Source organism: Bacteroides difficilis, assembly GCF_048319815.1.
Lineage (GTDB): Bacteria > Bacteroidota > Bacteroidia > Bacteroidales > Bacteroidaceae > Bacteroides > Bacteroides zhangwenhongii.
Genome location: NZ_CP182814.1, coordinates 4,112,240 through 4,127,099 on the forward strand (window position 1 = coordinate 4,112,240; position 14,860 = coordinate 4,127,099).

Sequence of the window (14,860 nt, forward strand, 5' to 3'; positions counted from 1 at the left end):
TTAAAATATAGATTATGAATCACATAAATTATAGAAAATACAGTCTGATTGCAATTAGCCTGATAAGCCTCTGCCTTTTCAGTGCTTGCGATGAGGACGAATATGAAGAAAAAATCGTAGGAGACGATACCACTCAGAAAGTATATCTGAGTAATGGAATGACACCTATGGACTTTATGGATCTGACTGTACAGTTCAATCCTGCCGCACTTCCTGAAAAAGTGGAATATAAAATACCGGTAAGAATCACCTCTCCTTTATCCACAGATGTTACCGTTACGTTGGAGATAGGAGATCTGGAAGCAGTGACTACTTATAACGCTACACATGGTACAAAGTATGCGCTTCCGGTAGAAGGTACTTATGAATTTACCCAAAATACAGCTACCATAAAAGCCGGAGATTATGTTTCGAAAGACTCCGCTTGTCTCACGCTTACTAATTTTACAGCGATGGATTTGTCCGGCAAATATCTATTCCCGATAAAATTGAAAGAAGTATCGGATGAACACGTAGCATTGAGTACCAATATGAATAAGATGTATTGTGTACTCATCAATAACTGTATCAACGTAGATCCGGGAGAATCTGAATTGGGAAACGGACAGTTTATAGCTGATCGTAATTGGTATATTAATTCTACACCTTATAGCAGCACTATCATGTATCTTATTGATGGAAAAGATGCTAATGAGGCTAAATATGATAAGTGGTTTGTAACCGGATACGATAAAGATGTTACTTTAGTTTTTAATTTTAAAAAGGAAGTTACATTCAACGGAATATCAATGGGAGTCACTACCGCATTTTCTTATAAATCGAATGTAAAGAATGTTGATATATATACAAGCGAAAATGGCAATGATTGGAAACTAGTAGGAAGTAAATTATTCCCCCAACCCGACAGGATCAAAAATAATATAGTAAAATTTTATACCCCTATAACAACACAATATCTCAAACTGTACTTCCCTGATTCATGGAATCCAGGTTCTTATGGAGAATATGATATTGGTATCTCAGAATTCAATCTGATAGAATGGCCTGAATAATACATCTAAATAAAAAAAGCGGAGACTTATCTCCGCTTTTTTTATTTAGACATTGAACAAATTCTACTTTTGATACAATCTACATATCCTTGATATTGCTTTCGAGATATTAAGTGATATATAAGTATCCATAGCCATACTTTCAATTAAAACAAGATATTCGTCTCCTTCACTTGTTTTTATAGGGTGAGTGACTTTCATTGCTTGTTCTTAGGAAAATAAAAATCTTTCTTTTCTTTCAAATCTTTTAATTGAGCCATTTTTCTATCTCTTAGTTTATTCATAAGCATAACAAGTGATTTAGAAGGATTTTCTATCACCATTGTTTCCTGCGTGTAAGATGAGGTTCTCATATTTATATCTGTTTATCAACAACAAGAATACTCAAAAAGCTATCTCTTTCTCAACCGGATAGTCCTTCCTTCTTTCTTATAGCTGAAATGATGTGTATGCATCAGCACATTCAGGATCTCATCAGAAGTGCTGTCCGTAGAAAACTCACCGGTGAAGCGTTCGGTCTTCAACGTTTCATCTTCATAGATAAATTTAATATCATACAGCTTTTCCATGATATTGGTGATTTCCAATAAGTAATTCTGCTTGAACATCAACTTCCCTTTAATCCATAAAAGAACATCTGTCGGTTGGTTATATTCGATCAGCTCCGCCTGATAAGTATCTGTATCGATATTCAAGGTCTGTCCCGGTTTCAGCACATATCCGTTATTCTCCGTGCGCGGAGAATCCACTTGAACCTTACCTTGAAGCAAGGTAGTCACTACCCTATTCTCTTCCTCGCGGGCACGCACATTAAATTTTGTGCCCAGCACACGGGTTCTGATTTGCTTGCTGTTTACAATAAAAGGTGCATACTTGTCATGAGTCACCTCAAAATAGGCTTCACCCGACAAGTCCACCTCACGCTCCGAACTCCAGAAAGAATTGTGATAAACCAATCTGGAAGATGCATTCAGCCACACTTTACTGCCATCCGGTAATACCGTTTGTGCCCGCTGGCCTGCAATGGTCAGCACCTCGTAATCCGAAAGTTTGTTGGACAGCAACCCCCAAGTGATTCCACCCGCAACAACAAGCCCGGTGAAGAAAGCGGCAGCCACAGTGGCATAACGCCCCCAACGGACAGGCATCCCTTTCCGTTGATTCTTTTCCTCCTTCTCCCTGATTGCCGATTTCAAATTCTTTAATGATGCCTCTGTATCCACAGTATTCATCACCGCTACACGGTCGCCTACAAAAAGAGTATAGTAAAGTTGCTCTAGAACTTTCCGGTTTTCCGGTGCTTCCTCGCACCATGCTTCCACCCGTTCTGTTTCCTCGTCACTACATTCACCTCGCAAGTAGGCCAACAAGATCATTTCATCCATGTTCTATTCAATCTTTTTACAATATAAAAATAATACCTTTGTAGTTATACAGTTGGCGATGCAAATATACTAAACTAAGAAAGAAAAAAATTTTTTCTCGTGTTTTTATTTCTTTATCTCTACTTCTTTGACTATTTTTGTCTTACATTAAAAAAATGATAATGCCGCAACCTCCGATATCTTTCGATATTAACAACAATAAGTCCATCATCACCGCCCTCAGAGCAGGAGACGAAAATGTTTTTGACGCAGTCTACCGCTACTATTTCCGGAGGCTGTGTGCTTTTTGTTCCCAATATGTCTATGAACAGGAGGAGATTGAGGAAATCGTACAAGAAACAATGATGTGGCTGTGGGAAAATCGCAGCAGCCTTTTGCCGGAACTGACATTGAAAACCTTACTTTTCACCATCGTAAAGAACAAGGCTCTCAATCGTCTTTCCCATTTTGAGATCAAACGAAGAGTACATCAGGAAATCATAGAGAAATACGAAGGCGAATTCAATAACCCTGATTTCTATCTGGGCAACGAGCTTTTCCGACTCTACGAAGAAGCATTGAGGCAACTTCCCAAAGAGTGTCGTGAAGCATACGAGATGAATCGTAGCCAACATCTCACCCATAAAGAGATAGCAGAGAAACTGAATGTCTCCCCGCAGACTGTAAATTACAGGATCGGACAAGCCTTAAAGTTACTCCGAGTGGCTTTAAAAGACTATCTCCCTCTATTCCTGCTCTGTTTCGGACCGGACTTTATGAAAAAATTCTATTAACAGATTTACAATAAGCATGAGTGAACTTTTAGTATATAAGGCTTCCGCCGGTTCGGGTAAAACGTTTACCCTTGCAGTGGAATACATTAAATTATTAATCCTCAATCCGCGTGCCTACCGTCAGATTCTGGCCGTTACCTTTACCAATAAGGCGACGGCCGAAATGAAAGAGCGTATTCTCAGCCAGCTATATGGCATTCAGATAGGTGACAAAGATTCCCAAGCCTATCTCGACCGGATAAAAAAAGAAACCGGAAGGACGGAGCTGGAAATACGGGAAGCGGCGGGAGTCGCTCTCGGCTATATGTTGCACGATTACAGCCGTTTTCGGGTGGAAACCATCGACTCGTTCTTCCAATCCGTCATGCGTAACCTGGCGCGGGAACTGGAACTCAGCCCGAATCTGAATATCGAGCTGAACAATACCGAAGTACTCAGCGATGCGGTAGACAGCATGATTGAGAAACTCGGTCCCACCTCCCCTGTCCTCGCGTGGCTGCTGGACTATATCAACGAACGGATTGCCGATGACAAGCGTTGGAATGTATCGGACGAGGTCAAAAGTTTCGGCCGCAATATCTTTGACGAGGGCTATATTGAAAAAGGGGAAGGACTTCGGAAGCGGTTGCGCAATCCGGACACCATCAAGGAATACCGCAAGCAACTGAAAGAGCTGGAAACCGAAGTGCTGGAAGAAATGAAAGGTTTCTATGATCATTTTGAGGAGGAATTGGAAGGCCATGCGTTAACCGCCGACGATCTGAAAAACGGTTCACGCGGAATCGGCAGTTATTTCCGTAAACTGAATAATGGTATCTTAGGAAACGATATCCGCAATGCGACTGTGGAGAAGTGTCTGGAAGATGCAAAGAACTGGGCGGCAAAAAGTTCTTCCCGCTACGCGGACATCATCGCTTTGGCAGATTCCAGTCTGATACATATCCTGGAGGATGCGGAAAAGCTCCGTTCAAAAAATAACCTGTTGCTGAACAGTTGCCGACTGTCCCTGCAACATCTCAATAAAGTGCAGCTTCTCGCCAATATCGACGAGGAAGTGCGCCAACTGAACCACGATAACAACCGTTTCTTATTGTCGGACACCAATGCCCTGCTTCATCAATTGGTAAAAGACGGTGATTCCTCTTTTGTATTCGAAAAGATAGGAACCAATATCCGCAACGTGATGATAGACGAGTTTCAGGATACCAGCCGAATGCAATGGGGGAATTTCAAACTGCTTTTGCTCGAAGGGCTTTCGCAAGGAGCGGACAGCTTGATTGTGGGAGATGTCAAACAGTCCATTTACCGTTGGCGGAATGGTGACTGGGGGATTCTGAATAGTCTGAACGACCGCATTGAGCATTTCCCCATCCATGTAAGGACATTGGCTACCAACCGGCGGAGCGAAACCAATATCATCCGTTTCAACAACCGTGTTTTTACTGCCGCTGCCGATTATCTGAACGGGATATACCGCAGTCAGTTGGGCGAAGACTGCAAAGATTTGCAGAAAGCCTACGCTGATGTTGTGCAGGAATCTTCCAAGGAAACGGAAAAGGGTTACGTGAAGGTTTCGTTCCTCGAACCCGATGAGGAACATGACTATACCGAACAGACATTGATCAGCTTAGGTGAAGAGGTGAACCGTCTTCTCGCTTCCGGTGTACGGCTGAATGATATAGCGATTCTCGTGCGGAAGAATAAGAACATTCCCCGCATTGCCGATTACTTTGACAAGGAGCTGCATTATAAGATCGTGTCGGACGAAGCTTTCCGCCTTGACGCCTCGCTCGCTATCTGCATGATGTTGGACGCCTTGCGTTATCTCTCCGACGGGAACAACAAGATAGCGCGTGCCCAACTTGCTGTGGCTTATCAGAACGAAGTACTGCGGAAAGGACTGGACTGGAACACGCTCTTACTCCTTCCCGTAGAGAATTATCTTCCTGCCGCATTCCTTGAGAAGCTGGAAGAACTACGGTTAATGCCTCTCTACGAACTTTTGGAGGAACTTTTCAGTATCTTCGAGATGAACCGCATCAGCGATCAGGACGCTTACCTGTTCGCCTTTTTCGATGCAGTGACGGATTATCTGCAAAGTAACTCTTCCGAGCTCGACGGATTCATCCGTTATTGGGACGAAACGTTGTGCGGCAAGACGATTCCAAGCGGCGAGGTGGAGGGCATCCGCATCTTCTCCATACACAAATCCAAAGGACTGGAGTTCCATACGGTACTTCTTCCTTTCTGCGACTGGAAGTTGGAGAACGAGACGAACAGTCAGCTTGTGTGGTGTACACCGCAGGTGGCCCCGTTCGATGGGCTGGATATCCTTCCCATTAATTATTCCACACAAATGGCGGAATCTATCTACGGGGATGATTACTTGAACGAACGCCTGCAACTTTGGGTGGATAACCTAAATCTGCTCTATGTTGCCTTCACCCGTGCAGGAAAGAATCTCATCATCTGGAGCAAGAAAGGACAAAAGGGTACAATGTCGGAATTATTGGCGAATGTTCTTCCTGTTGTGGCGCTGAAAGAGGATATAGAATGGGACGAAGAGTGTTACGAGCAGGGTGAACTTTGTTCTTCGGAAGAAGAAAAGGCCAAGACTTCGACCAACAAACTTACTCAAAAACCGGAGAAACGTCCTATCCGTATGGAATCCATGCGGCACGACATCGAGTTCCGCCAATCCAACCGTTCTGCGGACTTTATTCAGGGCATTGAGGAGGAAGATTCCGACGATCGTTTTATCAATCGCGGCCGTTTGTTGCATACCTTATTCTCCGCCATTGAGACGGAAGAAGACATCGATTCTGCCATCGACCGCCTTGTCTTTGAAGGGGTTATCCGGGATGATGAAAAAGAGGGAATGGTGCGCGAAGTGGTGCAAAAGGCTTTCTCTTCCCCCGAAATACAGGATTGGTACTCAGGAGAATGGACGTTATTCAGCGAATGTGCCATCATCTACAAGGAGAAAGGTGTGCTGCAAACCCGCCGTCCGGACCGTGTGATGATGAAAGAGAATCAGGTGGTTGTAGTAGACTTTAAGTTTGGCAAGGAGAATCCTAAATATAACAAGCAGGTGAAGGGATATATGCAGTTACTTTCTAAGATGGGGTACGAGAATATTACCGGTTATCTGTGGTATGTGGATGAGGAGAGGATAGAAAAAGTATAGAAGGGGGCAAAACGCAGGATTAACTGAAATTATCGCAGATTATTTCAGTTACGACTTATAAAAACTTCTGCGATAATTTGCGTTAATCTGCGTTTATTATTCGTTGTGACATCCCCTCATTAGTAAAGACATTAGGAAAATTCATATTATTTTATCTTAGCTTTCACATAGCAGGGGTCAATTCAACCGTCATACCTAAGGCTGAAGCAATACGATAAAAAGTAGAGACTTTAGGCTCTGTTTTTCCTGTTTCAACACGGGAAATATAAGATTTGTTTGTCCCAATCTTTTTAGCAAGTTCCTCTTGTGTCATTTTAGCTTTCTTCCTAGCCTCTTCAATTATCTGCCCGGTAAAGAAAGCATTGGCTCTATCTTCGGCAGCCTTACGCTCCGGAGTTCCTTCTTTGCCAAACACAGCGTCCAACTGTGCATCGACATCAAACATCTTCAGTTCTTTTTCGCTCATAATATTCTTTCTTTAGTTTTAATGCTTTATTAATCTCTCTATCGGGAGTTTTCTGCGTTTTCTTTTGAAAACCATTGAATAATATAACAATGCGTCCTTCATCATAACAAAAGAAAATCCGATAAATATTACCTTGCCATTCTATTCTTAACTCATATAAACCATCTTTGAGAAATTTCACATACTTTGCAGGCAGTTTATCTTGAGTCTTTAATAAGAGTAAGCCATACAAGACTTTTTCTTGTGTACCTTTATCTAAGGTGTCAAAAAAATCTTTATAGTAGTTTTCGTATGCTATTACTTTTCTATTCATACGGCAAAGATAGTAAAAGTTGATCAATTAAGCAACTTTCTGCAGATCGAGATATCTTAAAGAAGCTAATTTCCTATATTCCGCTTATTCTTTCACTTCTATATCGTATCTTTGTCACAGACTAAAAATGATTATCCGATATGCAACCATTTCTCCAACTAGTCGCCCATGACTTATATACGAAAATAGGAAACGACCTGTCGCGCACCGTGCTCGTTTTCCCCAACAAACGCGCTAACCTGTTTTTTAACGAATACCTGGCAGAAGAATCCGACCAACCTATCTGGTCGCCTGCCGCCATGAGTATCAGTGACCTGTTGCAGAAACTATCCGTACAAAAGGCAGGGGATCCGATCCGTTTGGTTTGCGAGCTTTATAAAGTATTCAAAGAAGAGACCGGAAGTCGGGAGACGCTGGACGATTTCTACTTCTGGGGTGAACTGCTGATTAGCGATTTCGACGACGTAGACAAAAATATGGTGGATGCAGACAAACTGTTCAGCAATCTGCAAGACCTGAAGAACCTGATGGACGACTACGAATTCCTCGATGAAGAACAGGAAGAAGCCATCCGGCAATTCTTTCAGAACTTCTCCATCGAACGGCGTACCGAACTCAAGGAAAAATTCATATCCCTCTGGGACAAACTGGGTATTATCTATCATCGTTATCGGGAGAACCTTGCCGAACTGGGCATTGCCTACGAAGGTATGCTCTACCGGAACGTCATCGAACAACTCGATACCGACCGGCTCAAATACGATAAATACGTATTCGTCGGTTTCAACGTATTGAACAAAGTAGAGAAAGAATTCTTCCAAAAGCTGCAAAAAGCCGGGAAAGCCATGTTTTATTGGGATTACGATCTCTTCTATACCCAACGAATCTCCAAGCACGAAGCCGGAGAATTTATCAAACGCAACCTCATCGACTTCCCCAACGAACTACCGGAAAGTTATTTCGACATCTTCCGGAAGCCGAAAAAGATACGTTATATCTCCGCTTCCACCGAAAATGCACAAGCCCGCTTCCTGTTCTCCCAGACAGCCCAGATGGGCAGCGAAAAGGAAAATGCCATCGTGCTTTGCAACGAAGCCCTGCTCCTCCCCGTGCTTCACTCCATCCCACAGGATGTGCAAAACGTAAATATCACTATGGGATTCCCATTGGCGCAAACTCCGGTGTACAGCTTCATCAACGCAGCTATGGAATTACAGACCAACGGCTATCGACCAGATACCGGACGTTTCACCTACGAAGCCGTATCAAAAATATTAAAACACCCCTACACCCGGCAACTATCGGATCATGCCACCCGCCTGGAACGCGAGCTTACAAAGACCAACCGTTTCTATCCGCTCCCGTCGGAACTGAAAAAAGATGATTTCCTGACTATTCTTTTCACTCCGCAAAGCAATATCAGGGAGTTATGCGACTACCTGCTCCGATTAATCAAAAGCATATCCATCCTCTATCGCAAAGAAGGGGAATATGACGATATATTCAACCAGCTATATCGGGAATCCATCTTCCAGAGTCACCTGAAAATAAACAGATTATACAGTCTGATAGAAAGCGGAGAATTAAGCGTGCGTACCGATACCCTGAAACGTCTTATCACCAAAGTGCTGACCGCTTCCAATATCCCCTTTCACGGAGAACCGGCTATCGGACTGCAAATCATGGGAGTGTTGGAGACACGTAACCTCGATTTCCGTAATCTTATCATGTTGTCGCTCAACGAGGGGCAACTTCCGAAAGCCGGTGGAGAGTCCTCTTTCATCCCCTACAACCTCCGCAAAGCCTTCGGCATGACGACCATCGAACATAAAAACGCAGTATACGCTTACTACTTCTACCGTCTGATTCAACGGGCAGAGAATATCACGCTGCTCTACAACACCTCTTCGGACGGACTGAATCGTGGCGAAGAGTCCCGTTTCATGCTGCAACTGCTGGTGGAAGGTCCGCACGAGATCACCCGCGAGTATCTGGAAGCCGGACAATCTCCGCAAAACACGCTGGAGATACAAATAGAAAAAACTCCGGAAATACTGAGACGGCTTTACCGTGCCTACGACACTGCCCAGCCCGAATCCGTCATCCTTTCTCCTTCTGCCCTCAACACTTATCTTGATTGTCGGCTGAGGTTCTATTACCGATACGTTGCCGGACTGAAAACACCGGATGAAGTAAGTGCGGAAATCGATTCCGCCCTGTTCGGAACAATCTTCCACCTCTCCGCCCAACTGGCTTATACTGACCTGACAGCCAACGGAAAAATGATTCAGAGAGAGGACTTGGAACGTCTGCTGCGTGACGAAATAAAGCTGCAAGGTTATGTAGACCAAGCCTTCAAGCAGGAACTGTTCAAAGTCGCACCGGAAGAGAAGCCCGAATACAACGGTGTGCAGCTCATCAATTCCAAAGTAATCGTTTCTTACTTGAAACAGTTGCTTCGTAACGACCTGCAATACACTCCTTTCGAGATGGTCGCTATGGAGAAAAAGGTATCGGAGAAGATAACCATACAGACTGCCTTAGGACCTTTAACGCTCCGTCTCGGTGGAACAATCGACCGTATGGACGCCAAAGAAGGTACATTACGTATCGTAGACTATAAAACAGGAGGAAGCCCGAAGATTCCTGCCAATATCGAGCAACTGTTCACTCCTTCGGAAACGCGTCCCAATTATATCTTCCAGACGTTCCTGTATGCTGCCATCATGAGCCGGAAACAACCTTTAATGGTAGCTCCCGCCTTGCTTTATATTCATCGTGCCGCCTCAGAAAGCTATTCACCTGTTATCGAAATGGGAGAACCCCGCAAACCGAAAATACCGGTAAACAACTTCGCTTTCTTTGAAGACGAGTTCCGTGAACGCCTGCAAGCCTTGTTGGAGGAAATATTTGATGAGAAAGAACCTTTCACGCAAACAGAGGACATAAAGAAATGTGCATACTGCGATTTCAAGGCAATGTGCAAGAGATAGTTTCACCACAGATTACACGGATTAACACAGATTAAGAAGAGATTAAACGTGAATTGAAGAGGAGGATAAAAACGCAGATTACGCAATTTGCGTTTTTCCTTTTTTAATCTGTGCTAATCCTCTTTTTTAATTTGTGTTAATCCTCTTTTTCCTTTTTAATCTGTGTTAATCCGTGTAATCTGTGGTGCACTCTACAGCAGCGGCACCGAGAAACTGAATGTAGATCCCTCTCCCTTCTTCGAAGTAAACCAGAGTTTGCCTCCATTCTTGACGATGAAATCCTGGCACAGCAGCAATCCCAGTCCCGAACCTTCCTCGTTGTTAGTGCCGAAGGTACTGAAATGCGTATCCGTATGCAGCAGTTTCTTTTGGTTCTCCTCATCGATACCGCAGCCACTATCCTTCACGCTGACGATAGCCATACCGTCCTCCTCAGTCAGTGACACCAGCACTTCCGAGCCCTCATTACTAAACTTGATTGCATTACTTATCAAGTTGCGGATCACCGTCTTAAGCATATCTATATCCGCACGGACAACCACGGGGACCACAGGCATATCCTGTACAATTTTAATGTTCTTCAGACCGGCCACCATCGTAAAGATCTCACTTACACTCTCTACGACTTCCACCATATTGAACTCCTGATAAACCACCTTCAACTTACCGATCTGGCTCTTCGTCCATTTCAGCAAATTATCGAGCAGTGAGAACACATCCTCAGTGGTCTGGTTCGCCATTGTCAGCAACTCATACATCTCCTCACCGATTGTCTCGCTGGGCAGATTCAGAATCAGCATATTCAGCACCATCTTGATAGAACCCATCGGCGAACGCAAGTCGTGCGCAATCACAGAATACAGCTTGTCACGTCCCATGATCGTCTTACGCAATTCCTCCGTCTGCGCCACGATGATCCGTTTGGCGGCAACCAGCGAAATCTGGTGCGTCACACGGATGATCAGTTCCTCCTTATTGAACGGTTTGGAGATAAAGTCATTACCTCCCACCTGAAATCCCTTCACTATATCCGCCGTGCTATTCAGCGCAGTCAGGAAAATGATAGGAATATCAGACATTTCGGGATCAGCTTTCATCTGCTTCGCCACGTCAAACCCACTGATGTCCGGCATCATGACATCCAACAGCACAAGATCCGGTTTCTCTTTCTTCACCTGTGCCAAAGCCTCCGTACCGTTGCTGGCAGTTACAATCTGAAATTTCTCATTGTTCAATAGCACCTTCAATAAAAGTACATTTGAAATGACATCGTCCACAATGAGGACTTTATATTCGGAAGGATTAATTTCCACATTCATAATTATCTCCTTATTTATTCGTTTTAGATCCCTTAAAATACTCAATCATGCGGCTCAGCCCATCTTCCAGTTCGATGGTAGGCTCCCAACCGAGTTTTTTCCTTGCCAGCGTTATATCCGGCTGTCGTTGCTTGGGATCATCGTTCGGCAATGACTTGAACACTATCTTCGAAGAAGAACCCGTCATGGCGATTATCTTTTCCGCCAACTCCTGTATCGAGAACTCATTCGGATTGCCGAGATTCACAGGACCGGTAAAATCGTCCTCCGTCTCCATCATCCTTATCATTCCCTCTATCAGATCGTCGATATATTGGAAACTGCGCGTCTGCTTTCCGTCACCATATATCGTGATGTCTTCATTGTTCAATGCCTGCAGAACGAAGTTTGAGACTACCCTCCCGTCGTTCGGCAGCATACGCGGACCATACGTATTGAATATGCGGATAATCTTCACACGCACATCATTCTGTCGATGATAATCCATAAACAATGTCTCCGCACAGCGTTTCCCCTCATCGTAGCAGGAACGGTACCCCACAGGATTTACGTTCCCCCAATAATACTCCGGCTGCGGATGCACAATCGGGTCACCATACACCTCGCTCGTAGAAGCCTGCAACACCTTTGCATCCAGTCTCATCGCCAATCCCAGCATATTGATAGCCCCCATCACCGACGTCTTGGCCGTTTGTATAGGGTCATGCTGATAATGAATGGGAGACGCGGGACAAGCCAAATTGTATATTTCATCCACCTCTGCAGAATATGGGTAAGTGACATCATGCCGCACTACTTCAAAATGGTGATTGCCCATCAGATGAGCGATGTTGTCTTTCGACCCCGTAAAAAAATTATCCAGGCATATCACTTCGTGACCATCGTTTATCAGCCGTGTACAAAGATGAGAACCAATAAAGCCGGCCCCTCCACTTACCAGTATTCTTTTCATTTTATGTATTCTATTGTTTACTAAAGAGACGCTGTCTCCGTTTTGTTTATGGTTACAAATGTAACCGATTTGATTAATATATACAATTTTCAGAAAGGTTATTTTCCAAAAAAGAAAAATTAACAATAGTATACATATCTAATTGCCTGATTACAACACTTTACGCTCCGTTTCCGTCGGGGCAACTTCGTCCGGAATACTGAACTCATGATTGGCAAACAGGTCGGCAAGCCCGGAAATTTGTTTCAAACGCAACAATTCGTCTCGGTCCATACCGATATTCTTCATAATCCACTGATCCGACATCCCCGCCTTGTCAAGTTCGGCAACAATGTTGCACATCAATTCGATGTTGTGCATACCTCTCGCACGGTTGTGGCGGATGGTCGAGCTCATACGGTTGGACAGGTCCTTGTCTATCACGACAATCGGGAGCAGCCCGTTCTCGCGTTTGTAAATCCGTTTCGATGTCTTCAGTACCGTATAGCGGTGGTAACCGTCCACCAGGATATAGCGGTCGGCCTCCTTATCATAATAACACACGCAGGGCATCGTAAATCCATCCTCCCAGATAGACAGTTCGAGCAACTTCATTTCAGGCGGAGCCACCACATTCGGGTTATAATCGTTGGCATACACTTTTTCCACAGGCACCGCCTTTACCTCATAAACAGGGCTTTTATCTACACTCATGATACTATGATTCTATATTGTTCCATTATTTGACTTCTTTTGCTCATTTCCTCCTTTGTAGGCGAGAATCCCATGTATTTGCAGGCATGGTCGTTCTTCAGGATGCAGATGCACATCCGCTTGTAAGTAGGTATCTCCTTGAATTCCGGGATGTCGATGTCATCCTGATATTCCATGCGCACGGGTTTCTTCAACGTTTTATAGTTGCTGTTGTCCATCACGACAATCGGCACTTTGGCGTCAATCAGTTTCTGGATGGTCGAGTCGCTCAGGCAGCCGCCTTTCGTCCGCCAGAAATTCACACTTACCGACAGTTTCCGGAGATAATTCTTCCGTGCCCGCTCCGGCAACGTGGACAGAAGAAAATACATAAACTCCCGCCATGTGTATCCTTCGGGAAGTTTCACCGACTGCCATCCCATAGCGTGGGTACCGCCATACATACCGGTGAAGTTGACTCCGTTCACCCGCCCGATCATCTTGCCCCAAGTGTTGGGATCGAGCACCCGGTAGAGTTGCAGGCTCTCCTGTGCCTCATTGATGAAAGGACTCGCCACGCGCTGGCGTTCCAGATTGACACCCGCCCGATAATACAGATCATACAGCGTGTTATAATCCCATTGGAACTTACCGTTGGCCGTCCATACGTCCGTCGTCTTCCAGTCATAAATAGGGTACGCGTTGTAAATATCGTTGCCCACCTTTGAAGTCCATTTATACTTATGATACATCTGGAATTTGCGGCTCATGTAGATGCATCTCCAGCGGTTGAAACTCTCTTGGGTACGGATTCCGATCAGGCAGCAGGTGCGCACCGCGTCCTTCTTGTTATGCAACCATTGCGCAAAACGCATCTGGAACTCGTAATCCCACATTGACGTATTATAAAAAGGGAAATCCTCCTTTGTCATCGCTTTCTTGGGCATGGAGCGTACCCATATATTCTTCTTGCTGTCCTCCCACGGACGCCAGAAAGACTGATACATAGATGTGCAGGTCGACACCCGGAAAGGAATGCACACTCGGTAAACATCCAGAATATCCTTATTGGCCTCCAATATCCGGTCTACATAGTCGATGGTCATCTTATACTGGATCTCGTAATCCATGTGGAAGACTCCCAGACGTATTTTCAAATTATTCTTCCGGATATAATCAATACACATATTCAGCAGTACCCCACTATCCTTACCTCCGGAAAATGATACATATATATTATCAAACTCGCTAAATATTACTTTCAATCGTTCTTGTGCCAGCTCATATACATTTTTAGTGCCTGCAACTTTTTTCCCCATAAGCCTCCTATCTATACATTTTAACGTAACGTGTCCATTTCTTATCCATGGATGTAAAATCGAATTTTTCGAATATTTCTTTGTCTTGTACAAGTGTGATGGAATGAAGCAGCCAGCTCTCAGGACCGAAATCTTTTATTACGGCAGGCAACAGGTCGGATAAGATCTCTTCCCGCTCCGTCTTTTCAGCTCCTATATAATAATTGTTTATTACAGCCTTTTTCTTGCTCTTCTGTTCCACCGGGATAAATCCCTTCACTTCTTTTCCATCGACCGCAATATACCAGACGTAGTCTTCACTCGTCTTGAACGGGTAATTGTTGTTGGCACGTATCACGTCAGGATCCATAACCAGAGGTGCCAGCAGCCGATATAAACGTTTGTCTTTTCCTTTTAATTGTATTATCTGTATCATATCATTCAATAATA

Annotated in this window: 13 protein-coding genes; 4 read left to right on the plus strand and 9 right to left on the minus strand. The window is 44.2% G+C overall.

The genetic code is table 11. The annotated features are described in order from the left end of the window. Nucleotides 1–14 precede the first annotated feature (14 nt). Nucleotides 15–1,052: a BT_3987 domain-containing protein gene (locus ACNOGP_RS16115; protein WP_418213206.1), complete on the plus strand. Its 1,038-nt coding sequence runs from the start codon at nucleotides 15–17 to the stop codon at nucleotides 1,050–1,052. A gap of 197 nt (nucleotides 1,053–1,249) precedes the next feature. Here ACNOGP_RS16115 and ACNOGP_RS16120 read toward each other — a convergent pair whose 3' ends face one another. After that, a complete protein-coding gene (locus ACNOGP_RS16120; RefSeq protein ID WP_418213207.1) occupies nucleotides 1,250–1,405 on the minus strand; it encodes a hypothetical protein in 156 nt (51 codons plus the stop codon). Nucleotides 1,406–1,444: 39 nt separating this feature from the next. After that, the gene (locus tag ACNOGP_RS16125) at nucleotides 1,445–2,437 is read right to left on the minus strand and encodes a FecR family protein (RefSeq protein WP_418213208.1); all 993 of its coding nucleotides are present in this window, start codon (nucleotides 2,435–2,437) and stop codon (nucleotides 1,445–1,447) included. Between the two features lie 161 nt (nucleotides 2,438–2,598). On the opposite strand from ACNOGP_RS16125, the gene ACNOGP_RS16130 reads away from it, so the two are divergent. Further along, nucleotides 2,599–3,210: an RNA polymerase sigma-70 factor gene (locus tag ACNOGP_RS16130; protein ID WP_270539602.1), complete on the plus strand. Its 612-nt coding sequence runs from the start codon at nucleotides 2,599–2,601 to the stop codon at nucleotides 3,208–3,210. Between the two features lie 16 nt (nucleotides 3,211–3,226). Further along, complete coding sequence (locus tag ACNOGP_RS16135) at nucleotides 3,227–6,397, plus strand: UvrD-helicase domain-containing protein (protein WP_418213209.1); 3,171 nt, start codon at nucleotides 3,227–3,229, stop codon at nucleotides 6,395–6,397. 163 nt (nucleotides 6,398–6,560) lie between these two features. Here the strand turns inward: ACNOGP_RS16135 and ACNOGP_RS16140 are convergent, their stop codons facing one another. Beyond that, entirely contained in the window at nucleotides 6,561–6,863 is a 303-nt protein-coding gene (locus tag ACNOGP_RS16140) for a helix-turn-helix domain-containing protein (RefSeq protein WP_007760060.1), read from the minus strand. Continuing rightward, on the minus strand, nucleotides 6,835–7,176 hold the full coding sequence (locus tag ACNOGP_RS16145) for a type II toxin-antitoxin system RelE/ParE family toxin (RefSeq protein WP_186967564.1): 342 nt from the start codon (nucleotides 7,174–7,176) through the stop codon (nucleotides 6,835–6,837). Before ACNOGP_RS16145 ends, ACNOGP_RS16140 begins: the two co-directional genes overlap by 29 nt. A 140-nt stretch (nucleotides 7,177–7,316) precedes the next feature. Between ACNOGP_RS16145 and ACNOGP_RS16150 the strand changes: the two genes are divergently transcribed. After that, nucleotides 7,317–10,169, plus strand: coding sequence for a PD-(D/E)XK nuclease family protein (locus tag ACNOGP_RS16150; protein WP_418213210.1), 2,853 nt, complete (start codon nucleotides 7,317–7,319; stop codon nucleotides 10,167–10,169). Between the two features lie 191 nt (nucleotides 10,170–10,360). Here ACNOGP_RS16150 and ACNOGP_RS16155 read toward each other — a convergent pair whose 3' ends face one another. The 5 genes from ACNOGP_RS16155 to ACNOGP_RS16175 all read right to left on the minus strand — a co-directional run bounded on the left by ACNOGP_RS16155 (nucleotide 10,361) and on the right by ACNOGP_RS16175 (nucleotide 14,846). Then, a complete protein-coding gene (locus tag ACNOGP_RS16155; RefSeq protein WP_195476431.1) occupies nucleotides 10,361–11,488 on the minus strand; it encodes a hybrid sensor histidine kinase/response regulator in 1,128 nt (375 codons plus the stop codon). A gap of 10 nt (nucleotides 11,489–11,498) precedes the next feature. After that, on the minus strand, nucleotides 11,499–12,440 hold the full coding sequence (locus tag ACNOGP_RS16160; protein WP_186967561.1) for a UDP-glucuronic acid decarboxylase family protein: 942 nt from the start codon (nucleotides 12,438–12,440) through the stop codon (nucleotides 11,499–11,501). A gap of 150 nt (nucleotides 12,441–12,590) precedes the next feature. Further along, nucleotides 12,591–13,133, minus strand: a complete 543-nt coding sequence (locus ACNOGP_RS16165) for an IbrB-like domain-containing protein (protein WP_007753026.1) — start codon at nucleotides 13,131–13,133, stop codon at nucleotides 12,591–12,593. Then, the gene (locus tag ACNOGP_RS16170; RefSeq protein ID WP_418213211.1) at nucleotides 13,130–14,431 is read right to left on the minus strand and encodes a DUF3440 domain-containing protein; all 1,302 of its coding nucleotides are present in this window, start codon (nucleotides 14,429–14,431) and stop codon (nucleotides 13,130–13,132) included. Before ACNOGP_RS16170 ends, ACNOGP_RS16165 begins: the two co-directional genes overlap by 4 nt. 7 nt (nucleotides 14,432–14,438) lie before the next feature. Beyond that, nucleotides 14,439–14,846, minus strand: coding sequence for a hypothetical protein (locus tag ACNOGP_RS16175; RefSeq protein WP_195532815.1), 408 nt, complete (start codon nucleotides 14,844–14,846; stop codon nucleotides 14,439–14,441). Nucleotides 14,847–14,860: the final 14 nt, after the last annotated feature.